This is a genomic window from Pleomorphovibrio marinus, assembly GCF_003347495.1.
GTDB lineage: Bacteria > Bacteroidota > Bacteroidia > Cytophagales > Cyclobacteriaceae > Pleomorphovibrio > Pleomorphovibrio marinus.
Map to the genome: position 1 here is coordinate 128,539 of NZ_QCXY01000009.1, position 23,446 is coordinate 151,984.

The following is a 23,446-nucleotide window of genomic DNA, read 5'->3' on the forward strand; positions in this document are numbered from 1 at the left end:
GGAATTAGCAATTTTTTTCAACTTTCAAAGGCAATTTAAAATTTCAAATAAATTAACCCCTTGACGAACAAACAGTGATTTTTGGAAAAAGAGTAGAAGGGAACCCAATTCTTTAACTATTAACATTATTTTAATGTCAATTGGATTGTTTTATCTTACGGTTAGTTTTATTTTGAAAGACATTTACACTTCTATTTTCTCTATGAAAGATTCCAGAAGAGAATTCCTGAAAAAAGCGGCACTTTTTGCAGGGGGCAGCAGCCTATGGGCGGGATTCCCTCCCTCTATACAAAAAGCCATGGCCATTAACCCCGCACCGGGAAGCACCTTCCAAGATGCAGAACAGGTGGTTATTCTTATGCAGGAAAACCGCTCTTTTGACCACTGCTTCGGGAAATTGAAGGGAGTGAGGGGTTTTAACGACCCCAGGGCAATACACCTGCCAAACGGCAACCTGGTCTGGCTACAAAGTGACAAGGAAAGCAACACCTACACTCCGTTCAGAATGGATATCAAGGAAACCAAGGCCACCTGGATGAGGGACATCCCCCACTCCTGGGAAAACCAGGTGGATGCCAGAAACGACGGCAAGTACGACGGGTGGATTGAGGCAAAACGGTCGGGAAGAAAGGAATTCGAACATGTCCCGCTTACCATGGGGTTTTATGAAAGGGAGGATATTCCCTTCTATTATGCCCTTGCCGATGCCTTCACCGTCTGTGACCAGCATTTCTGTGCCTCCCTCACGGGCACCACCACCAACAGGAATTACCTATGGGCAGGAAAAACCCATGGGGAAAAAGGGGATAAACCTAAAGTAAGGAATTCCGATATTCGGTATAATAAAGAGGTGAATTGGAGAACCTTCCCTGAACTTCTCCAGGACAACGGTATCTCCTGGAAGGTGTATCAAAACGAGGTAAGTGTGGGCACTGAACTGGAGGGTGAAGACGAATCACTGCTGGCCAACTTCACGGATAATAACCTGGAATGGTTCACGCAGTTCCGGATCCGACATAGTCCAGGGCATTACCGGTTTGTGAAGGCAAACTATACCAGACAAATGCAGGAATTAGCGGAATTGAGGGCCAAAGTGGAAAAAAACAAAGAGGATACAGGATTATTGGAATCTTTGGAAAAAAAAATGGAAGCGCTCCAATCCGTTGAGGCCTACCTGGAAAAATGGAGCCCTGATAACTTTGAAAAACTTACCCAAAAGGAAAAGGAACTTCACCAAAGGGCATTTACCATCAACACCGGAGATCCGGATTACCATAAGACCGAAACGCTCAGTTACAAGGAAAACAACCAAAAAAGAGAAGTTAAAATCCCCAAAGGGGACATCCTGCACCAATTTAGAAAAGATGTGGAAAATGGAGAGCTGCCCAGGGTATCCTGGCTGGTTGCCCCCCAGAAATTTTCCGATCACCCCAGCGCCCCTTGGTATGGAGCCTGGTATGTTTCAGAAGTGCTGGACATCCTCACCCAAAACCCAGAGCTATGGAAAAAAACCATCTTTATCCTAAACTACGATGAGAACGATGGCTATTTTGACCATGTACCACCATTTGTACCCCCAAAACCAGGGGATCCCGGTTCCGGTAAATCTTCGATAGGATTGGATGCCACGGGTGAATATGTAACCTTGCAGCAGGAATTGGACACCCCAGGTATGGATCCTAAAAATGCGCGGGAAAGCCCAGTGGGGCTTGGCTATAGGGTTCCCCTGGTGGTGGCCTCCCCTTGGTCCAGAGGAGGGTATGTGAATTCGGAGGTTTTTGATATCACCTCTTCCATCATGTTTTTGGAAAAATGGCTCTCCAAAAAAACAGGTAAGCCCATCAAAGAAACCAATATCAGTGAATGGAGAAGGGGGATCAGTGGAGACCTGACCTCGGTATTTCGACCCTATAACGGGGAAAAAATGGACCTCCCTGCTTTTGTGCAAAAGGAGGAACACGTCAAAAGTATCTACAATGCCAGTTTTAAGGACTTGCCTGAAAACTTCCAGCCCCTTAACACAGAAGCAATTCGACAAACTAACCTAAACCCGGCCCAATCCCCTTTCCTGCCCAAGCAAGAACCGGGAACCAAGCCCTCCAATGCATTAGCCTACCAGTTGGAGGTGCATGGAGGAATGAAGAACACGGGTAATCAAGCCGAAATTCGTTTTCACGCCTCTACTGAATGGTTTGGGAACAAAGCCCTGGGTGCACCCTTCCAGGTGTATGCCGCTAACCTAATAAGTGAACAAGGAACTTTTTCATTTGCCGTAAAAGCCGGTGATGTATTGGCTTACCAATGGCCATTGGAAACATTTCCCGAAGGTTTGTATGACTTAGAGGTGTATGGCCCCAATGGCTTTTTTAGGACATTCAGGGGTAAGTCCTTTTCTCCCGAATTGGAAATCCAACTTACCTATGCGAGAAAGCGAATTGCAGCCGAAAAAGCACATATTAATCTTCAATTCAGGAATCACGGAAAAACCTCCCTTAACTGTATGGTACAGGACAATGCCTATGGTATGGGAGGAAAAAAGCTAACCCTTAAGGGAAGAGAAGAAAAAAGCCTGTCCATAGACCTTGGGAATAGCCATAACTGGTACGACCTTTCAGTGAGGATCGAGGAAAACAAGCACTTCCTTCAGCGGTTTGCCGGAAGGGTAGAGACGGGATATCCCTCCAAAACGGATCCATATATGGGCAGGGAATTGGCTAGCATTTTAGAGCTAAAGGTTTGACTTTCCCGCTGCTTAGGGTTGGTGCCTTCTACATAAGCTGGAAAGTCTATTTAGATTGTCAGAGGGATGAAATCGAGCCTGTCCTGACGGCAGTCAGGGCATGACGAGCACGTCACACACTGGGATGATTATAGACTGCGAGATTCCATATGGCCTTTAAAAAACAAATTATAATCATATGAAATGCCCATGAGAAAGTATTCTCACACAGGGGGATGATTAATCTGGGCATTCCATCTGACCGCTGAAAAACAAATTATAAACAGATGAAATCGAGCCTGTCCTGACGGCAGTCAGGGCATGACGCAAGCGACATACGGAGGGATGATTATAATTGTGAGATTCCATATGGCCTATAAAAAGCAAACTATAATCATATGAAAAGTAAGGCTGAACTGGACCTAACAGAAAGAAAATAAAATGACATTTAAAAACAGAATTATGGAAACCCTAAATCGCAGGAAATTTATCCAAAACACGGGATTATTGGCAGCCTCATCTTTTTTATCCCCACTGGCAGCTTATGGGTTCCACCAAGCTAAAAAAAGGCTGGCTTTAGTGGGGACTGGTAGCAGGGGGATAGGCATGTGGGGTTCTTCGGTACAGGAGGCTTACCATGACATCATTGAGTTTGTCGGTCTTTGTGATATTAACCCTGGGAGGGTGGCGTATGCAAAGGAACAAATGAAGGTTTCTTGCCCAGTTTATACGGATTTTGACAAAATGATCAAGGAAACCAAGCCGGACACACTGATCGTCACCACCACGGACTCCACCCACCATGAATTCATCATCAAAGGACTGGAAGCTGGCCTGACTGTGATTTCCGAAAAACCCATGACCACTGACGAGCAAAAATGCCAAGCCATTTTTGATGCCGAGGAAAGGACAGGAAACAAAGTGATTGTCACTTTCAACATGCGCTATACCCCTTATGTGCAGCAAATTTGGGAATTGCTCCGCAACGGTGAGATTGGGGACATCAAATCCGTGAACCTGAACTGGTACCTGGACACCAGTCATGGGGCGAGTTATTTTAGAAGGTGGCATGGGGAAAAAGAATTCGGGGGCACGCTCTTGGTCCATAAAGCCACGCATCATTTCGATACCCTTAATTATTGGATGGATTCGGAACCGGAAGAGGTTTATGCATATGGTTCCCTTGATTTTTACGGGCTAAAAAACAGTTCCATCAACCATTCTCACTGTAGGACCTGTCCCCATCAATCGAATTGTGATTTCTATTGGGACATTACCAAGGATAGGCGGGCCATGGAACTCTATGTGGACCATGAAAACCATGATGGCTACCTACGCGATGGGTGTGTGTTCCGCAAAGAAATCGATATTTATGATACCATGGCGGTTCAATACCGATATGCAAATGGGGTACCCGTAAGTTACTCCCTTACAGCCTTCTCTCCCTACGAAGGATTCAGGGTTGCCATAAACGGGACCAAGGGCAGGTTGGACGCCTGGATTAAGTCTTCTATGCCGACAGGTGTACCCCCCTATCAGGAAATCACCATTACCAACCTTTTCGGAAATGTGAATACCATTCAGGTGATCCCCCAATCAGGAGGGCACGGGGGTTCGGACCCCAGACTGAAGAATAAAATCTTCAGGAACCCTGATAGTCCGGACCTTTACAAACAATCTGCAGGTTCCAGGGACGGAGCCATGTCAGCCTTGATAGGAATTGCCGCCAGGAACAGCATAGAAACCGGGAAAATCATAAAAATCGCGGACTTGACCTCTCTTAAGCCTATGGCGAAGAAGGCGTGATCTTAAACTGGTCTCACAATTCATTATTAAAATCAATCAGGAATTAGGAGCAAGTGGTGGGAGCAAAGATAGGACTCTCCTTCGTGACGAACGTGGCATGTAAATCGAGGCCGCCGTGGGGTGAAATACTCTCGTAACGGACAAAAGGGGAAACTTTTCACGGGACATTTAAAGAAAACCGTGAGCTGAAGGATTCATACCATGGAGGGTTCAGTTGACGGAATGAAAGCATGAAATCCTCAAAGAAAAGCCGTTTCAAAAAATTTACCTGAAAACAACTGTGGGAGTTGAGGGATTCGAACCCCCGACCCTCCTGACTGAAAAGTCAGGATGCTCTGAACCAACTGGGCTAAACTCAAATGACGCAGTCCCCAAAAAAACAAAAAACCCTACCTATCTCTCAATATTTAGGGTTTTAATCCGTGGGAGTTGAGGGATTCGAACCCCCGACCCTCTGCTTGTAAGGCAGATGCTCTGAACCAACTGAGCTAAACTCCCATTTGTTTATTCGCTAACTCGAATCCCGACCCTCCTGACTGAAAAGTCAGGATGCTCTGAGCCAACTGAGCTAGACTCCCATAATTTAGGCGAATAACTAGCCGCAAACAGGATTGCAAATGTAGGATTAAATTTTAACTCAATCAATGGGAGGGGAAGAAAATAGTCTATCCCCTACCCTATTCCTTCATTTTCAGATAGATTATTTTACCTTATCCGCAAAGCCAACCCCGCCCTAAACCACCTTCCGGGCATCTGTACGGTACCGGCCTCTATGTAATCGGTATTGGTGATATTACTGCACTCGGCAAAATAGCTAAGGGTCTTCAGACGATTCACGTCCAACCTGGCATCCAGCAGAAAATAAGGATCCAGCCGCATCCTTTCTATGTATCGGGTTTTTACGGAAAGTTCCCAGTTTTCATTGTAGGAGGCCTGTACTCCACCTATCAATTGGTGCCTTAGGGCGTTAAGGGAGTACCTGGTTTCCTGCCCCTCCCTTTCTATCAAATTGGCGTCTATATAATTGTAGCTCATACTCAGCTCATTGAGCCTAAACCCAGGGGCAGGTTTTGCTATTTGATAATGCAAACCTGTCTCCAGCCCATGAAAAACCACCTCATTGAAGTTTTGAGGCTGCCAAGGCTGGCTTTCATCTGCTCTTGCCCATTCTATCAAATTATTGGTATGCCGGTAGAAATATACCACTTCTGCCCTTAGTCGGTTGCTGTTGAGTTTTAACCCACCCTCATAATTGACGGCCCTCTCGGGTTCCAGGTCGGCATTTCCGATATTGGTAGGTCCTATATAATACAAGTCCGTATAAGTCGGAATCCTAAAACTCACTCCATAGTTTCCGTACATGCGCATATATGGGGTAAGTTGATAGCCCACTTCAGCACCTGGAAAGTGCCTCCACCCATACTCCGAGTAATAGTTGGAATATACCCCTGCCCTGAAATCGCCTTTACCCAAAAATTCAAGCCTATGCTCTGCAAAGGCTCCCATCAACACCCGGTCATGTTGCCCCAGATTGTTGCTGTCGATTTGCTCGGATCGCCCTTCAATACCAAAACCGCTGGTACCCAAATTTGACACATATCTTCCGTTGAGTTCCAAGGCCACCACATCGGTGGTGTGAATATTTTGGAAAAAAGCCGGATTTTCCCTCTCCAACCTAAATTCATCCTCATTTCTTCGCCAATAGGCCCTGGTATTTATCCATAGTTGCTCCTTATCTAAGGTATGGCTGAGGGCAGCCACATAGGTTTGGATGCTTTCCCATTGGTCAGGAAAAACACTGGTATAAAAACCGTTGGCCCCGAAAGTCCGGTCTGAAAAGGCCATCATTGCCCTCCATTCCTGGGTATCTTTCACTTGAATCCCTCCTTCATAAAACACATTGGTGACTTTGTAGTCGGAATTGTACCAATGCCCGTTGGATGCATCATGGGAAATGGAGAGGTTTTGCTTAAAGCTCCCTTCCCCAAGTGCACCATGCAAGTGGCCTCCCCTCATGCCAAAATCCCCTCCATAAAGACCCAGTTGAAGTTCATTGACATCCGGGAGTTCGGTAACCACGTTGATGGCTCCTGTATAGGCATTTTGTCCGTAAATCCTGGAAGCAGGCCCCTTTAACACGTCCACGCGCTGAACAGCAGCAAGTGGAACTGGGATATTCATCATATGATGCCCCGTTTGGGGGTCGGTAAGTTTAATACCGTTTACCAACATCAGGGTCTGCTCAAAGGAACCTCCCCTGATTCCTATATCGGCTTGCACTCCCCCAATTCCCCTTTGCCTCACATCCACACCTGGGGTAAAGGCCAAGATCTCTTGCAAACTTCTCGCTGGTGTGGTTTCAATCTCCTTTCTATGGATTACCGATATATTCCTGGAGCTTTTATTAAAAGGAATCTCAAGTCTGTTCTCCTTGACCAGCACCTCCCCCATTTCCACATAGGTAGTGTCCTCCTGGGCAAGGAGGGGATGAAGCCAAAGAAATCCGAATAACAGTAGAATTGCTTTTTCCATGGGATTAAGGTTGGTAAGTGGAGCAAATTACTTCCTAAATCTGCAATTAACCAAATTTAACCACATAGATAAAAATGAGTCTCCCTCCGGGAATAATTCTTATTAATTTGGATTACAGTGATTTAACTTATCTCCGTAAAAACCCTTAACATTTCAAAGAGGGTTTGGTCTTAAGGATATTAACCGATTAATTTTACCACTAATGAGTTCTGTGTTATTTTAGCAAAAAAACTTAAAGATATGCATAGCTACTTTCGCGTTTTTTGGTTGCTGGGGTTGATTTCTCTTTTTACTCAACCTGCAAATGCACAGCAGCCAAGTAAAAACAATCAGGAAAAATTTGATTCCTTCACCTATAGGGAGGGTTCATCACTGAGGTCTGCCTCCGGAAAACCAGGGCCTGAATATTGGCAGAACAGGTCCGATTATCAAATTGAAGTGGAGTTGGATGAGGAGGCTCATACTCTATCTGGAAAGGTAACCATTACCTACACAAACAATAGCCCCGAAGAGTTGAAATATGTATGGTTGCACTTGGAGCAAAACCGATTCAAAGAAGATTCCAGGGGAACGCTAACCACTCCTATTCAGGGAAACCGCTATGATGGTGATGTGGATGGAGGCTTTAAGATTGAGAACCTTCAGGCCAAACTCAATAAAAGAAACACAGCCACCTCCAACAGGCACCTAATCACCGATACACGCATGCAGGTGTTCTTTGAGGAACCTATTCCCGCAAAAGGGGGGCAGGCAAGCATCTCCATGGATTTCAGCTTTAAAATCCCCACAAAGGGAATGGATAGGATGGGAAGGCTAAAAGTGGAAGACGGGACTATTTACGCACTTGCACAATGGTACCCTAAAATGGCTGTGCTGGATGACGTCATTGGCTGGAACATTGAACCTTATTTAGGAGCTGGAGAGTTTTACCTGGGATATGGGGATTTTGAATATAAGGTGACCGTGCCTTATGACCATGTTGTGGTTGGCTCGGGGGAGCTTCTCAACCCCAGAGAGGTTCTTACCCGTGAACAAAGGGACAGAATGGATAGGGCCTCTAAAAGTGATTCCACGGTGTATATTTTGACCCCTGACGAAATTGGCAAGCCGGAAAGTACCCGGCCTAAACAGGAGGGCACACTTACCTGGCATTTTAGGATAGAAAATTCGCGGGATGTGGCCTTTGCCTCTTCAAAAGCCTTTATTTGGGATGCCGCAAAAATAGACCTGCCCAGTGGCAAAAGTGCCATGGCACAATCCGTTTACCCAAAAGAAAGTGATGGCCAACACGCCTGGGGAAGATCCACGGAGTATTCCAAGGCCTCTATTGAGCACTATTCGGAAATGTGGTACGAATACCCCTATCCCGTGGCGGTAAATGTGGCCGCTGACATCAACGGGATGGAATACCCCGGCTTGAATTTTTGCAGTTACAAAAGTACCGGGGAAAGCCTTTGGGGGGTAACTGACCACGAATTTGGCCACAACTGGTTCCCCATGATCGTAGGTACCAATGAGCGAAGGTATGCCTGGATGGATGAGGGTTTTAATACCTTTATCAACCATTACAGCAGCAGGGAATTCAATGAGGGTGAATACGGTTCAAATTTTGATCAGACCCGGCGGCATGTGAATTGGCTTACCAACCCAACCCGGGAAGGCATAGACACATATCCCGACGTGGCTGACACCAGAAATTTGGGAATGATCGCCTATTACAAACCCGCCATGGGTTTATTAATGCTGAGAGAATACATTTTGGGCCATGAGCGTTTCGACAACGCCTTCAAAAGCTATATAGAAACCTGGGCATATAAGCACCCACAGCCCATTGATTTTTTCAACCTTATGGAGAATGCAGCCGGGGAAAACCTGGATTGGTTCTGGAAAGGCTGGTTTTATGGCACAGAAAACATAGACCTGGCCATCAACAATGTGATGCCCTATGCCGGAAACTATGTATTTATGCTGGCGAACCGAGGTGGCATCCCCATGCCTGTAAAAATGGAAATCACCTATCAGGATGGCTCCACCGAGCGTGTCACACTACCGGTGGAAATATGGCAACGTGGAAATGATTGGAATTACCTGCACAAAACCGATAAGCGGGTTCAAAAAGTAGAAATTGACCCGGACAAAATCCTGCCGGACATCAATTCCTCCAATGACGTATGGCCTTTGCAAATTTATGAGGATTAATAAAACCTTTTATAACCACTTTGGGAACACCAAGGTGGTTATTTCACTTAAGGGGCATTGTTCCCGATTCTTCGCTTATTGGGGTTTACTACTGTATATCCAATTAATTCATCATACCTGGATCCCATGTCCCTATAATAGAAAAAGACCTCATATTCGTTTTCGGTCTGGAAATGAGTGCCTTCAAAGGGTTCCATGTCAAATCCCTCAGAGGTAGGGATCCCATATTGGTAATCGTACCAGCCTTGCTTGAGGAAAAGTGTGGTTTGATACACCCCCTTCCCCTGGTCATATACCATTTGGGCGTCAGGATTACTCCCCCAGTTGGTAAGTGCACCAAGCACATGAGGGGCCTCCGGCAATTCCTCCGATTTCAGGTTTAGGGTTACTAATACATACTCACTTTCCAGTTCGTGATTTTGTCTTTCTGCATTAAGCACCCCGAATTGGCCATTTAAATCGAGGTATTCGAGATAGCCCTGCCTTCTTCTACTTTCATCCAACCCTGCTTCCGCAAAGACCACATCTTCTTCCATCTTTACCGAGGTAATGTTTCTTCCACGCGCTCTTACGAAGCGTAGATCTATGAACCGAAATTCATTGCCGGCCTGAAAAACGTTACTTCCATCAAACAGCTTGTACTGGATTTGCCGGATATCTTCGCGAATCATGGTGGGCTTAAGCCCAAAAATGGCATTGTCCCAGCGCTGGTTTTGCCGGATCACTACTTTGGTATTGTTGGCAGGGTCGAAGAGTTCCCTATTTTTATAATTGATATTAACCTCTATCTGCTGGGAAGTCATTCTATCGGAAGTTTTACTAGGTGTGACTACTGCTGCTCCTATGCCAAGTTGGTTATCATATACCATGAATTTTTTGGTAAAGACAGTCTGGGATTCGTCCCTTCCCCGGTATACTTTGAGGATATAATTTCCGGATCTCTTAACTCTTGGCACTTGGAAAGTATAGTGAATATAAGGGATTCGAGTATCTATGGAATAATCATAATCCTGAATGTTAAACTCGTTGAATTGCGATAGGTAATCCGCATCCCTAAGCTGGGATTTTGTCCAATCCACATTACAATGGATGATTTTAGCAGAAAAAAGCTCCGCATCATACGCGATATCGTCAAAGCGAAGCACTAATCCTGAGGGCGCATTTAGTGCTATAATGGGGGAGTTCATTTGACTAGAAAAATCAGATGATGTCGGGAAAATCCTTACCGAAAGGATGTTTTCGTCCATCACCTCATCTTGATAAAGCTCTTGACCACACACCAACTTAGGCACAAAAAAACTGGATATTAAAAGACTTAAGGCAAAAACTTCTTTCATATGTTTATAATTTCTTTTCAGCGGTCATATAGCCTGTCCCAAATTCACTTTGGGAGAATCTCCTTTTGATAATCATCCCTTCGTGTGAGGTTCTCCTCATGCCCTGACTGCCGTCAGGACAGGCTCGATTTCAGGTGTTTTATTTATCATAACGGTAGTTAGCTGGGCACACTGCCTAACAGAATCATTAACCATACTTTAAAACGACAACAGGAGCAAAAACATATTAAGGAGGTCAATTTTGCCCTTGAAGCGCATCAATTTCCTCCATCAAAGATTCCCATTTTTTGTTGAGCTGGGCTTCCTCCTCAAGAAGTTCTTTGTATTCTTGGGTCAATTTTTCCTGTTTTACCTCATCCTGGTAGAGTTTGGGGTCTGCCAATTTTACCTCCATTGCCTCTTTCTTCTTTTCAATCTGGGTGACCCTTTCTTCTAGATCCTGAAGGTCTTTTTCCTTGGTCCTAATCTCTTTTTTGAGCTGATCCATACCTGCATCCCTTTGGGGTTTACTTGCAGGCTTTTCTACCACTTTTTCAGGTGCGGCATTCACTTTGGCTTCCTTTTGAATCTGTTGCTGCTGCTGTGCCCAATACTCATATTCTTCATAGGTACCGGGGTATTCCTTGATCTGGTGGTCTTCTATGTACCAAATTTTATTAGCTACCCCCCTGATGAAATGCCTATCGTGAGAAACAGTCACAAAAGTACCCTCGTATTGCTGCAGTGCCTGTATAAGTATATTTACAGAAAGCATATCCAGGTGGTTGGTAGGCTCATCGAGCAACAAAAAATTGGCTTCAGAAATCAGGGTTTTGGCCAGGGCCACCCTGGATTTTTCCCCTCCGGACAATACTTTGATTTTCTTAAACACATCTTCATTGGTAAAGAGGAAACACCCAAGCACGCTTCTTAGCTCTGTTTCTGTCTTTTTACTTCCTGCTTGGCTGAGTTCCTGCAGAATCTCGTTGTCCAACAACAAGGCCTCCAATTGATGCTGTGCAAAAAAGGATTTAATCACATTGTATCCCTCTTCCCTTTTTCCATCTATCTGCTCACTGCCATAAATGATTCTCAAAAGGGTAGACTTCCCCTTCCCGTTGGCTCCAATAAGAGCGATTTTATCGCCTCTCTCGATTCTGGCATTGGTGTTTTTAAGGATTTTGATATCTCCATAGGATTTGGACACCCCATCAAGTATTACCACATCCCTACCGGATTTTTGAGAAAACTTAAACTTAAAGTTTACGGCTGCCTCATCACTCACCACCTCTGATACCTTATCCATTCTTTCCAGTGCCTTCACTCTTGACTGGACTTGGGTGGACTTGCTGGCCTTTGCGCGGAACCGTTCTATAAAACGCTCCGTTTGCTTGATCATTTGCTGCTGGTTTTCAAAGGCATTTTGCTGGATTTCTTCTCTTGCCGCCTTCTCTTTCCTAAAGTAATCGTAATTGCCAGGATAGCTTGTGAGTGTTTGTCTTGCCACCTCCACTGTGGTACTGGTGCAATTGTTGAGAAAGGTTCGGTCGTGAGAAACCACCATTACCGCTCCCTCATAGGTTTTAAGGTAATTTTCCACCCATTGGATGGAGGGCAGGTCAAGGTGGTTGGTGGGTTCGTCCAGCATAAGCAGAGAAGGTTTTTCCAACAAAAGCTTTGCAAGCATCACCCGCATTCTCCACCCTCCTGAAAAAGTTTTCAGGGGACGGTCCAAATCAGAGGTAGAGAACCCTATACCCTCTAGCACCTCTGCCGCCTTGGCTTTGATGGTATACCCCTCATTGGCCTCAAACCGTTCCTGTAGATCCGACAACTTTTGCATAATAGCATCGGAATAGTCAGTTTCCATCTTTTTGAGGACCTTGTCAATTTCTATCTGTAAGGCAAGTGTTTCCTTGAAAGCTTCCAAGGCCACATTTAAAATACTATCTCCGGACTGGAAAGACAGCAAGTCCTGATTTAAAAATCCAATACTGCAGTCTTTTGCCTTTTGGATCTCGCCTGCACTGGGTTGAAGATCGCCACTGATTAATTTAAGCAAGGTGGATTTCCCTGTTCCGTTAAGTCCCACTAGCCCAATTTTGTCCTTAGGCTTTATATGTAAGGAGGCCTCTTCATACAGAGGCCTCCCTCCTATGTAATAGGATAAGTTGTTAATAGAAAGCATTCACAAAAATAAGAAAGAAAAAGGATTTACCTCAATTATGTATAGCTTCTAATGCCACAACTAGGTAAGCAAAGGGAGCACTCCAATTAATGGCTATCTCATTTGAAGCGTAGGAGCAATAATCATCCACAAAGGATTCATCCGGCACCTCCGATTCATACTCACAATCATCCTGTTGACCGGGGTTTGGCCCACCAACTATCAAGCCTGGGATAGGTTCTTTATCCGGTTCCGCCCCTGATGGCCTATGGTGCGGGTCCATTGGGGTTTTACTTCCGTGGCCTGTCACATAGCTAAAACCTGTGGCGTTCCTTCCTAAAATATAGTCCAGATTATGAAGTGCATATTGCACATATTCATCCCTCTCACTAAGTAAATAGGCTTGAATCAGGGCAATTCCCTGGTTTGCCGCTACGGAGTTACTCCCCCACACAAAATCTTTCACGTCCTGTCCCATTACTACATGGTAGGCACTTTCTTGGGCACTTTTTATGTAATCATCCATGGTTTCCATAAATAGCGCTTTCACTGCATCAAAATTCTCCAAAGGAATCCTGTTACCTGCCCTTTCATGCCTAAATAAAGTATAGTACCCCAACCAATTTACCGTATTCCAGTTTGGCAAAGAAAAGGAGGAAACCTCCGTGGACACATCCTCCAAATAGCTTTCATCTTGTGTACTGACCCAGAGCTCTGATGCCGCCCAAACAAACTCATCCTCCACACTGCTATCCCCATAGGCACCAGTGGTCACATCAGGATCAAACCTTTGGTTCATTTCGTTTTGCCGGTAGAGAATATTAGGGTTTTTCTTGGCCCATCTCCAGGCATCCTTAGACGCCTCTAGGCACCTTTCAGACAAGGCTTGATCATAGGTAGAAAACACCCTATAAGCCTGTGCCATCACAGCCGCAAAATTCAAAGCTGCACCCGTACTTTTGGCCACCACATAACGCTGGCTGGTAGCCTCATGGGGCATAACCCTTCCCTCAAAACTTGCGGTGGTCAACTTATGGTAAACTCCTCCGTCTTCAGGGTCTTGCATTTCCAGCATCCATTTCAGGTTCCAGTAGATTTCATCTAAAATATCAGGGTTGGAATCGCCAGATTCAGGTATTTCCAAATCCAGCCCACCAGCAAAGTTGCCAAAATCCTCAAATAGGGACATAAGTGTTCCCATGGTGATCCCACTATTCACAATGTACTTGTTATAATCCCCGGCATCATACCAGCCATAAGGTGCGGAAATCACCGTGCCTTCTGGTCGTTTTGGGCTTGCCGCAGAGGGGTGTACCATTACCTGATCATCTGGATGGGCACTTGGCCTCGCCCACTTCCCAGCATGCTCAGGAAGAAGTTCCGTGGACATTCGCTGATAATAAAATGCTCTAAGCGAGGCCTTGGCAAGGTCGGCATGTACATTTTCTTCGATGGTAAAAGCATAAGAGGATCCGATACCTGGAACCCCCAGTTTGTATTTCCCTGCGACTTCAAATCCGGAAAAATCGGCAATCCATGATACTTTTTCTGAAAGCGTCTTTTTTTCAGCTTCCTTAAGATCTCCTTCATGGACTACTTCATTGGATTCTGCATCGAGGACATAAAAATTCTTGTCCTCCGGATCTTCGGACAAGATTACTGCCACCTTGCTGGAGTTTGGGTAGAAGCCGATTTGATTCAATCGCAGTTTTTCGGAGAAGGGTTCATCAAAGGTGGATGCTTCTGGGGTGCAAAATGCAAAAACTAGCAATGGTAGAATTGCGACACACCCCTTCAGGAAGTGTTTAATTGACATAATGTATTGATTTAATAGGTTTTAAGATTGTTTAAAGATAGTAATTTTTCCCTAGATCTTACAGCTAGAAAATAAACCCTAATCCAAACTCGAACCTATTCCCTTCATACTCACCTATATCTAATAGTGGTTCATCATTCCACCTGAATTGGTAATTGCTTTTTACCACGATATTCCTTCTGGGATTAAAATTTGCACCAACAGTTAAGGTAGTGAGGTTGGTTTGTGCCCTGTCCATGGCGGTAAGGTTTTCATGGATGCCGGCATGGGTATTCAGCCGCTCAATCCTGGCAAAAATCGGAAGAGAAAATTCGTTTCTTTTTACCAAAATATTATCCTTATCACTTTTACCACTTTTCACCCATCCCAAGGCCGGCAATATATCATAGCTTAGCTCTGTATAGGCTCCATATACTTCCTTTCCAATAACTTGGGGGCCAAGTGGAGAATTTTGGGTCAGCTCATATAATTGGTCGGTATTGCTTACCCGCCCATAAGTACCCAAAGCCATAAAAGTCCAGTTTCTGTAGGTATGCCGAATATAGGAACTTAATAATAGGGTATTGGCTCTTACCCTTTCAGTACCGTCATTGGTCTCAATTTGCTGATTGTCTCCCAGCCTTGTCCAAAATCCACTTGCGGAGATCTCCGTGTCCTTGATTCCCGAATATACAAATTTGGAATTGAGTAAATAGGAGTTGAAATTAAAGCGAAGGGCATTTGCTCTTCCCCTGCGTAAAAAAGTGCTCCCATTCAAATTATTGGCATCCAATCCCTGGTAGATGGATAAACTCCACTTCAAGTCCTCGGATAACTTACCGTAGGTCATTATTCCAAGATCTATCCACTGAGAAGGGATTATGATCCTTTCCACCTCCGGTCGATTCACCGTATAGAACATCACCGGCTCATCGTTGTTATTGATAAAACCAATGCCAGGCTGGTGCGTACCCACCCGTACGTTGAATCTTTCGTCTATCAGAAAATCCAGGAAAAACTCAGGTAAGTATTCAAATTCCTGTTCGTTGGCTCCGTCATTGAGGAATTCCGCAAAAAACTCCCCGTATACCACCAACCAGTCCACCGGCTTCCAGGCCGCATAGGCAACGAAACGCTGCAAATTGGTGTAATATAGCTCAAGGTCGTTGCTTTCGGTGTTTTTAGGCCCTCTATAATTGACAAAGTTGCTTTCCCCAAAACCTGAAAAAGCGAATTTGGAATCCGTGAAATAAATCTTGGAAGCGGCAATAGGCAGGCCAGACTGGGTTTCATAGGTGAGGGTGTCGATCAGCTTTTTTTTCCTATCCAGTATTACCGTGTCCCCCTCCTCTTGAGCCATTGCATAATGGCCCATTAAATTAGTTGTTACCATTAGTAACCCCAATAAATACTTCAAGTACATAGTAATACGCATCAGATTTTTTTAAACAGCCTTCAAAATTGGTGAATTGGAGCTTAAAAAGACCTTAATGGACATAAAAATCAGCTTAATGGCAAAGAAATGATGAAGATGTTTCCCCCCTTTTCTTGGGTTCTATAAGAAATACTCCCTTTGTGTAAATTCATGATTTTATGGATAAACACCAACCCCAGACCAAAGCCTTTTTTACCCTTGCTGTTATCCCCCCTGAAAAAATGTTGAAACAAAAATTGCTGGTCTTTTTTGCTTAGGGGTTGACCCTTGTTGATAAATTCCACCTCAAGCTTTGAGACTTGGGGAGTGATTTGGACTTTTGCTTGTCGTTCATCACTGTAGAGGATGCAGTTAAGCATTAGGTTGGTGATTGCGGATTTTAACAAACGCTGATTGCCCCGCACCGTCAGTTGTCGCTCATCTTCTGTTATTTTGTCATAGATGATGTTAAAATTGAAATCTGAAGCCAAGGCCTTCAACTCATCGGCAATATCAAATATCATTTCGTCAATGCGGATATGGTCCTGAAGTATATCCTTTCCGGTTTCCGCTTTCGAAATCTCAAGCAAGGCATTTATAATCTCACTTAGGCTCTTGGTATCTTCTTTTTGATTATTGATCCATTCCCTGATTTTTTCCAGGTCATTCTCCTTTTCCATTCGTTCAAAATTCGAGACTAACACAGAAATCGGCGTTTTGAGCTCATGGGAGATATGATGGATTGCATGCTTTTGAAATGCAAATGCCTCCTTCATCCGTTGCATTAATTCGTTAAACCGATTGGACAAGACCCTTATTTCCTTTCCGCTCTCCTTTACCACTATGGGGTCGTTTTCGTCTTCAAAATTGTAATCATCAATTTTTTGGGTGATTTCGGTTATGGGCTGTGATATCTTTCTGGAAAGGTAAACACTGACAAAGATTACTATAACCGAAATCAAGATGAATGTGAAAACCAATACTTGTCTTAAGAATTCCAGCTTGGTGTAGCCAAAGGCATCATAGGCTTTACTTATCCCGTAATATGAGCGGTTGTTGGATTGGAAATAAATACCCACCACATCGTATCGCCCATCTTTGGTCTCTATCCAGTCATTGTCTACAGAGAGCAGGCCCAAGAAGTATTCGGGGTTTTCAATTTCGGTATCATCAATACTTTCATAAATAAGGCGTTTATTACCATCATAGATCAGCAGTTTTTCGTCATAAATTTTCTGAATACTAACCTCCTCCAGGGACTGAAGTATGTCCGAATCCATGCGTTGAGTTTCTGTGAGGAACTTAAAAGTGGTAGTGATCTTTTCCTTCTGCCTCTGCTGAAATTCCTCTTCTCGGTACTCGGCAAACAGGGCATGTATCACCAGAAGGGAAAGCGCCGTCAAAGAAATGACAGTGGCAGAAAAGTAAACCAATATTTTTTTCCGTATACTCATGAAGCAGGATCAGTCCTCAAAGTAATATCCAAAACCTATTTTGGTCTTTATGGAACCCTTACCAAAGGGCTTGTCCAACTTATTCCTCAGAAAATTGATATATACCTCAATAGTGTTGGTGTTGGTTTCAAGGTATTTGCCCCAAATCTCTTTAATCAGTTCCTTTTTAGGCACCACCTCCCCATTGGCATGTAGCAGTTTCATGAGGATTTGATATTCTCTGGGAGTAAGTGGGATTTCCTTTCCTTGCCTAAACACCTTTTTTTGACCTGGTAGAACGCTAATATCCGAGACCTGGAATTCTGTGCTGGAGTCCCTAGAAGAGGATATGCCAGGTGAACGTTTGATAAGAGACCTTACCTTCAATACCAGCTCTTTCATATAAAAGGGTTTGGTGAGATAATCATCTGCACCGCATTCATACCCTTTCACCTTATCCTCCAATTCATCAAAAGCCGTCAACATCAGTACGGGAGTCTTAGCATCCCCTTGGCGAAACCCGGTGCATAAATCATATCCGTTCTTTCCAGGCAGATTTATGTCCAACAATATGCAGTCATAACTATTTCTCCTCATCAATTTTTCGGCCAATAAGCCATCAAATACCGGCTCCACGACAAACCCCTCCTCCGTCAATGCCTCTTTGATGTTTTGGTTTAGTTTAGGGTCATCCTCTATCAATAGTATCTGGTTCATGGTTAGTTTTAGTATCTTAAAAGTACAAAAATGAAAATCAAAAGCATATGCCTAAAGATAATAATCCGCTCAGGTGGATAAATGGAAATGCTTTTTCGAACCAAACAACACGAGCCAAAAGAACCCCCTCCCCCTAATTATTATTTCAACTGGGCAATTAATGTCTCCGAAAAAAGGGCTGAATGCTGTTTTGAGGGTCACCCTTCCAATGGTATCCTGTAAAGGAAAATAGGAGGTTACCGATATCCCAAAAAATGGATAATATAGGAATGGACCTGAAAATAAAAAGCTTTAATTGTTCAGGTATTACAAAAAGCCTCCCGATTTAAAGTCCTTATACCGGGAACAAAGTTTAATTCCATGCTTTCAGCAACTCCAAAAACTGCTTCTAGTTAGAATGGGGTAAATCCAAGCAATGGAATAAGTCTTTATAAAGTAAAAAACCACCAAATTATTTTTCACTTTCCAAATGATCCAATGCCTCAAACCTACTTACATGACTGATATATTCAGGAACTAGTTGCTTAAGGTATGCTACCAAATCCCAATCTGATCCCTCTTCGGCCAAAGTCTGGCACAGGTTGATACAGCTGGAAATGTTTTGGTAAGATCCGCTAGCTACCTGGGCAATTTTAATTTTTTCATGATGAGTAGGAAGTACGGATTCGGTATCGTTCAGTAACTCTTCAAACAGCTTTTCTCCTTCCCTCAAGCCTGAAAATTCAATTTCAATATCTACTCCAGGTTTTTTACCGCTAAGATGGATCATTTTCTTAGCCAAATCCAATATTTTGATGGGCTTACCCATATCGAACACATAGATCTCCCCTCCATTGCCCATTACTCCAGCTTCCAAGACCAACTCACAAGCCTCAGGTATGGTCATGAAATACCGGGTTATATTGGGATCCGTTACAGTGACTGGGCCTCCCAGCATGATTTGTTCCCTAAACAAAGGAATCACCGAGCCATTTGAGCCCAGCACATTCCCAAACCTAGTGGTAATGTATTTTGTGTGCTGGTTTGTGTCACCCGAATCAAGGTATTGATTGAGAGCTTGCACGTACATTTCCGCAAGTCTTTTACTGGCTCCCATCACATTGGTCGGGTTTACGGCTTTATCTGTAGAGACGAAAACAAACTTTTTCACATTGTATTTCAATGCTGCATCAGCCATGTTTTTGGTACCGATTACATTGCACCTGATAGCTTCCTTAGGGTATTTTTCCAACATAGGAACATGCTTGTAAGCGGCAGCATGAAAAACGAAGTCTGGACGATAGATGCGGAAAAAGTTGTCAATACCTTCTTTGTCTTTTACATCAGCAAGAATGACTTCTATTTTGGCCGAAACCCGCATCCTTCTGAGCTGGTGCTCTATGTCGTATAAAGCAGACTCTGACTTATCCAACAGGATGATCTTTTGGGGATCGGCCCTTGCGATTTGCATACTCAGCTCACTTCCTATGGATCCAGCAGCTCCACTAACTAACACCACACTTGATTTTAATTCGGAGGTCACCCTATTATTTTTCAATGAAATGCTTTTCCTTCCAAGCAAGTCCTCAATATTAACCTCCCTTATGGCATTGGGCTGCAAGACTCCACTTACCCACTGATTCACAGGAGGGATGGTAAAAACCTGAATATCCAATTCAATAGCCCTCTCGATTATTTCCCTTTTCCTTTCTTGGCAAATTTCGAGTATGGAAATTATGAGTTCATCTGGTTGTTGTTCTTTGACAAGCTGGGACAACTCCTCCAAATCCCCGAAAACCTTGACACCCTCAATGAACTTCCCTTTTTTGTCTTGGGCATCATCGAGAAATCCACAATTGGTGTATTTAATTTGGTTATCCTTTATCAATGCTTTATGGGTAAGTATCCCTGCCTCTCCAGCCCCATAAATCGCCACTCTTTTCTCTACTTTTTTACCTTGATTAATATTTCTGATCCGGTAAAAAAGGTCCCTTACCAGCAGCCTATACAAGATCAAAATGACACTGGAAAATATCGCAGCTACTAATAGCACGGAAAAGGGCATAACGTAAGGCTGCATAAAAACGTTGAACAGCAAGATATTTGTCAAGGATATTCCTGATGCCAGGAAAAATATCGTTTTACCCAATAAAACGCCATCCCTCATGCCAGTATGCCTTACAATGCCTTCATAGCTTTTAGTGAAAAACATCACCCCAAGACCAAAAATGGTGAAGATTAATACTGCCCGCCAAACCTCAAACTCCTGCATTTTGGAAAACTCAAAATTGAAGACAATGAAAAACGCCAAAGATGAGGCAGAAAAAAGAATAAACGCATCAAGCGATACAATTATCCATCTAGGCAGGACATTGAGTCTTTTGGCACGGGATAGTTTTTCAGTAAGTGCTTCCATAAAAATAACATGTTAAAAGATATTTTTTGATAATCATTTCTAAAAACAACCTTTATGTGAGGTTGAGCCTTTTTAGGGTTTCACTCGCAATTTTAAACATATCGAATTAAACACATATTTAAGCCCAAAAAAATCAATCATATATTAAAGTTGGTTTTTCCGGGTTTCTCAACTAACAAGTCTTCAAATATATAAATAATAGTTAAAATAATTCAAAATTTTAACTATTATTTTTCTTTCCTAACCTAATTTCACACCGAAAAATATCATTTTCACAGGTGTTTAAATGTTGTTTATTTCATATGGCGTTTTTCCTGTGTTTACTTACTTTTTCATTCATGTAAATATCTCTTTCTGCACTAGCATGAATCCTATAATAAACCAAAATTTCTTCTCCACCTGCAGCCATCACCTGGTCTTGTGCCTCTTGGGCTATCTTCAACAATAAGGCTTGAGGCCCCTCCATAACAGTTTCAAAAGGTGTCACTTCGTAGTTCACCCCCGAGTTTTTTATCACTTCTATGGCGATATCCACTAGTTCGTAGCTATCTTTCGTCTTGCTCTTTGGCACTATCTGAATGCCCAAATTAACCACATTGTCTTTCACTGTATTATCTATTTGTTGAAACTGTTCATTGTCTTTTCTATACCTATAGTACAAAAGGCCTTTATTACCTCGATGGCATTGTCCATTATGGCAGGCAACTCGGAAATCTCCTCCTGGGTCCACCTTCCTAAAACATAGTCTACTTGCTTTCCTTTAGGAAAATCATCCCCAATACCAAATTTAAGCCTTGCATACAGTTGCCCTCCTAAAGCCTCCTCTATGCTCTTAAGTCCATTATGACCAGCCGAAGAACCTTTGCCTTTTAGCCTCAACTTACCAAAGGGCAAGGCCACGTCATCCACCACAACCAGCATATTTTCTCTGTCAACTTTCAAATCCTGCATCCAGAAATTGACGGCTTTTCCACTTAGGTTCATATAGGTGGTGGGCTTGACGAGATGTATTTGCCTTCCCTTAAATTTATAAAGGCTGTGGAATGCCAACCTCCCGGATTCCCATTGTAAGGACTCCCTATCCGCAAGCCTATCCAAGGTTAAAAACCCAGCATTGTGTCTGGTTAGTTCGTATTCAGGCCCTATGTTTCCTAAGCCTATCACAAGGTATTTCATAGCTTCCGGCTAATATAGGTATTAACAAAACATCCCGCCCCGTGGAGGCAGGATGTACTAAGTTTTTGATAAAAAGAAGTTGATAAACTTAAATTTCTTCTTCCTCTTCTCCTGCTTTCTTGCCTCTCAACGCCCTAGGTATTCCAACGGTGGCAATGGTTACATTGGAACTGGTCATGATGTCAAAACCTTCCACACTGATATCGCCAACTTTAATGGATTTTCCAAGCTCCAATTTAGAGATGTTCACAGGTATACTGTCAGGGAGGTTTTTAGCCAAACCCTTTACGGATAAAGTCCTTGATTTCATTTCTAACTTGCCCCCTTTCATAATTCCAGGAGAAGACCCATGTATTTCCACTGGAATTTCCATTGTGATTGGCTTTTCGTCACTGAAAGCCAAGAAGTCCGCATGTAGCAAAACCTCACTGACTGGATGAAACTGGGCTTCTCTCAAAATGGCCTGTATTACTTCTCCCTCAATGTTAAGGTCCACCATGTGTACCTCCGGAGTATAAATAAGGTCTCTGAATAAAATTGCTGGTGAATGGAAGTGAATTTGCTCCTTTATACCGGGACCATAAACAACGCAGGGAACGCTCCCTTCTTCCCTTATCTTCGCCAATTCCTTTTTGTCGAGATTTGCTCTTTTATACCCTATAATCTCTAAAGATTTCATAAGTAGTTATATATAGATGAATAATAAATAATTGATAAATTTACTGAATAAATAATGCGCTTATGGACTGATTACCCGTGACAGCACGAATCGCCTTTGCAAACAATTCAGCTACCGAAAGTATCTTTAATTTGGAAGATTCATGTCTCAGGGGTATGGTGTCTGTGATTACCAGCTCAGAAAGTACCGAGTTGTCAATATTCTCGTAAGCTTTACCGGACAATACTCCATGTGTGGATATGGCCCTAACCGAGTTGGCTCCTTTGTCCAAAATGATCTGGGCCGCCTTACATATGGTGCCAGCTGTGTCTACCAAGTCATCCACTAGCACCACATCCTTGCCCTCCACATCGCCAATTACCTGCATGGAAGCTACTTCGTTGGCTCTTTTCCTGTGCTTATCACATACCACCATGTCAGCATTAAAGTACTTTGCATAGGCCCTAGCCCTACCTACTCCTCCAACATCCGGAGAGGCGAAAATTAAATCCCCCAAGTCCAGGCTCTGCAAATAGGGCACAAAGATAGCCGATCCATTCAAATGATCCAAAGGAATGTCAAAAAATCCCTGAATTTGGCCAGCATGTAAATCACAGGTCATGATCCTATCCGCTCCAGCAGAAGTAAGAATATTTGCGATCAATTTGGCCGCAATGGAAACCCTGGGTCTGTCCTTTCTATCCTGCCTCGCATACCCAAAATAGGGAATCACGGCGCATACCTTGTAGGCACTTGCCCTTTTGGCTGCATCAATCATCAAGCATAGCTCCAGGAGGTTGTCTGCGGATGGGTTGGTGGACTGTATAAGAAAAACATTGCATCCCCTTACAGACTCATTAAAGCTCGGTGATAATTCCCCGTCACTGAACTTGCTGATTGTCAATTTGCCCAATTCCTGACCATAAGCTGTGGCGATATTATACGCTAAATCCTGGGTGTTGGATCCTGAGAAAATTTTTACCTCGGGCATGGTTTAAGTTGACTTTTGTGTGGAAGGTTTCAGTTTAGAAAAGCAAAGGTAACAAAAAATGGTTTTTGGATCTTATATTGGTACATATTACCAAGAAAGTAATCCTTAAACACTAACTTCCTTCCAAC

The 23,446-nt window shown here is 43.5% G+C and carries 15 protein-coding genes and 2 tRNA genes; 3 read left to right on the top strand and 14 right to left on the bottom strand.

The window, feature by feature from the left end:
- The first annotated feature begins 202 nt into the window (after positions 1–202).
- Positions 203–2,740: a phosphocholine-specific phospholipase C gene (locus DB520_RS19655; protein WP_114751481.1), complete on the top strand. Its 2,538-nt coding sequence runs from the start codon at positions 203–205 to the stop codon at positions 2,738–2,740.
- Positions 2,741–3,181: 441 nt separating this feature from the next.
- The gene (locus DB520_RS19660) at positions 3,182–4,525 is read left to right on the top strand and encodes a Gfo/Idh/MocA family protein (protein ID WP_114751482.1); all 1,344 of its coding nucleotides are present in this window, start codon (positions 3,182–3,184) and stop codon (positions 4,523–4,525) included.
- Between the two features lie 281 nt (positions 4,526–4,806).
- Here DB520_RS19660 and DB520_RS19665 read toward each other — a convergent pair.
- From DB520_RS19665 to DB520_RS19675, 3 genes are all read right to left on the bottom strand, one after another.
- A tRNA-Lys gene (locus DB520_RS19665) sits at positions 4,807–4,882 on the bottom strand.
- A 66-nt stretch (positions 4,883–4,948) separates the two neighbouring features.
- Positions 4,949–5,023 (bottom strand) — tRNA-Val (locus tag DB520_RS19670).
- Between the two features lie 207 nt (positions 5,024–5,230).
- Entirely contained in the window at positions 5,231–7,057 is a 1,827-nt protein-coding gene (locus DB520_RS19675; protein WP_114751483.1) for a TonB-dependent receptor plug domain-containing protein, read from the bottom strand.
- Positions 7,058–7,297: 240 nt separating this feature from the next.
- On the opposite strand from DB520_RS19675, the gene DB520_RS19680 reads away from it, so the two are divergent.
- Positions 7,298–9,256: a M1 family metallopeptidase gene (locus tag DB520_RS19680; RefSeq protein WP_114751484.1), complete on the top strand. Its 1,959-nt coding sequence runs from the start codon at positions 7,298–7,300 to the stop codon at positions 9,254–9,256.
- Positions 9,257–9,303: 47 nt separating this feature from the next.
- Here the strand turns inward: DB520_RS19680 and DB520_RS19685 are convergent, their stop codons facing one another.
- From DB520_RS19685 to DB520_RS19735, 11 genes are all read right to left on the bottom strand, one after another.
- A complete protein-coding gene (locus DB520_RS19685) occupies positions 9,304–10,593 on the bottom strand; it encodes a type IX secretion system plug protein (RefSeq protein WP_114751485.1) in 1,290 nt (429 codons plus the stop codon).
- A 235-nt stretch (positions 10,594–10,828) separates the two neighbouring features.
- On the bottom strand, positions 10,829–12,760 hold the full coding sequence (locus tag DB520_RS19690) for an ABC-F family ATP-binding cassette domain-containing protein (RefSeq protein ID WP_114751486.1): 1,932 nt from the start codon (positions 12,758–12,760) through the stop codon (positions 10,829–10,831).
- A gap of 31 nt (positions 12,761–12,791) precedes the next feature.
- A complete protein-coding gene (locus DB520_RS19695) occupies positions 12,792–14,555 on the bottom strand; it encodes a glycoside hydrolase family 9 protein (protein WP_114751487.1) in 1,764 nt (587 codons plus the stop codon).
- 64 nt (positions 14,556–14,619) lie between these two features.
- Entirely contained in the window at positions 14,620–15,969 is a 1,350-nt protein-coding gene (locus DB520_RS19700) for a hypothetical protein (protein WP_198675395.1), read from the bottom strand.
- 68 nt (positions 15,970–16,037) lie between these two features.
- The gene (locus DB520_RS19705; protein ID WP_114751489.1) at positions 16,038–17,402 is read right to left on the bottom strand and encodes a HAMP domain-containing sensor histidine kinase; all 1,365 of its coding nucleotides are present in this window, start codon (positions 17,400–17,402) and stop codon (positions 16,038–16,040) included.
- A 9-nt stretch (positions 17,403–17,411) separates the two neighbouring features.
- Entirely contained in the window at positions 17,412–18,098 is a 687-nt protein-coding gene (locus DB520_RS19710) for a response regulator transcription factor (RefSeq protein ID WP_114751490.1), read from the bottom strand.
- A gap of 451 nt (positions 18,099–18,549) precedes the next feature.
- Positions 18,550–20,493, bottom strand: coding sequence for a polysaccharide biosynthesis protein (locus tag DB520_RS19715; protein ID WP_114751491.1), 1,944 nt, complete (start codon positions 20,491–20,493; stop codon positions 18,550–18,552).
- Between the two features lie 298 nt (positions 20,494–20,791).
- Positions 20,792–21,100: a thiamine-binding protein gene (locus DB520_RS19720; RefSeq protein ID WP_114751492.1), complete on the bottom strand. Its 309-nt coding sequence runs from the start codon at positions 21,098–21,100 to the stop codon at positions 20,792–20,794.
- 8 nt (positions 21,101–21,108) lie between these two features.
- Positions 21,109–21,669 (bottom strand): aminoacyl-tRNA hydrolase, encoded by a 561-nt coding sequence (gene pth / locus DB520_RS19725; RefSeq protein ID WP_114751493.1) that lies wholly within the window; start codon positions 21,667–21,669, stop codon positions 21,109–21,111.
- Positions 21,670–21,757: 88 nt separating this feature from the next.
- Complete coding sequence (locus DB520_RS19730; RefSeq protein ID WP_114751494.1) at positions 21,758–22,348, bottom strand: 50S ribosomal protein L25/general stress protein Ctc; 591 nt, start codon at positions 22,346–22,348, stop codon at positions 21,758–21,760.
- Positions 22,349–22,388: 40 nt separating this feature from the next.
- Positions 22,389–23,318: a ribose-phosphate pyrophosphokinase gene (locus tag DB520_RS19735; protein ID WP_114751495.1), complete on the bottom strand. Its 930-nt coding sequence runs from the start codon at positions 23,316–23,318 to the stop codon at positions 22,389–22,391.
- Positions 23,319–23,446: the final 128 nt, after the last annotated feature.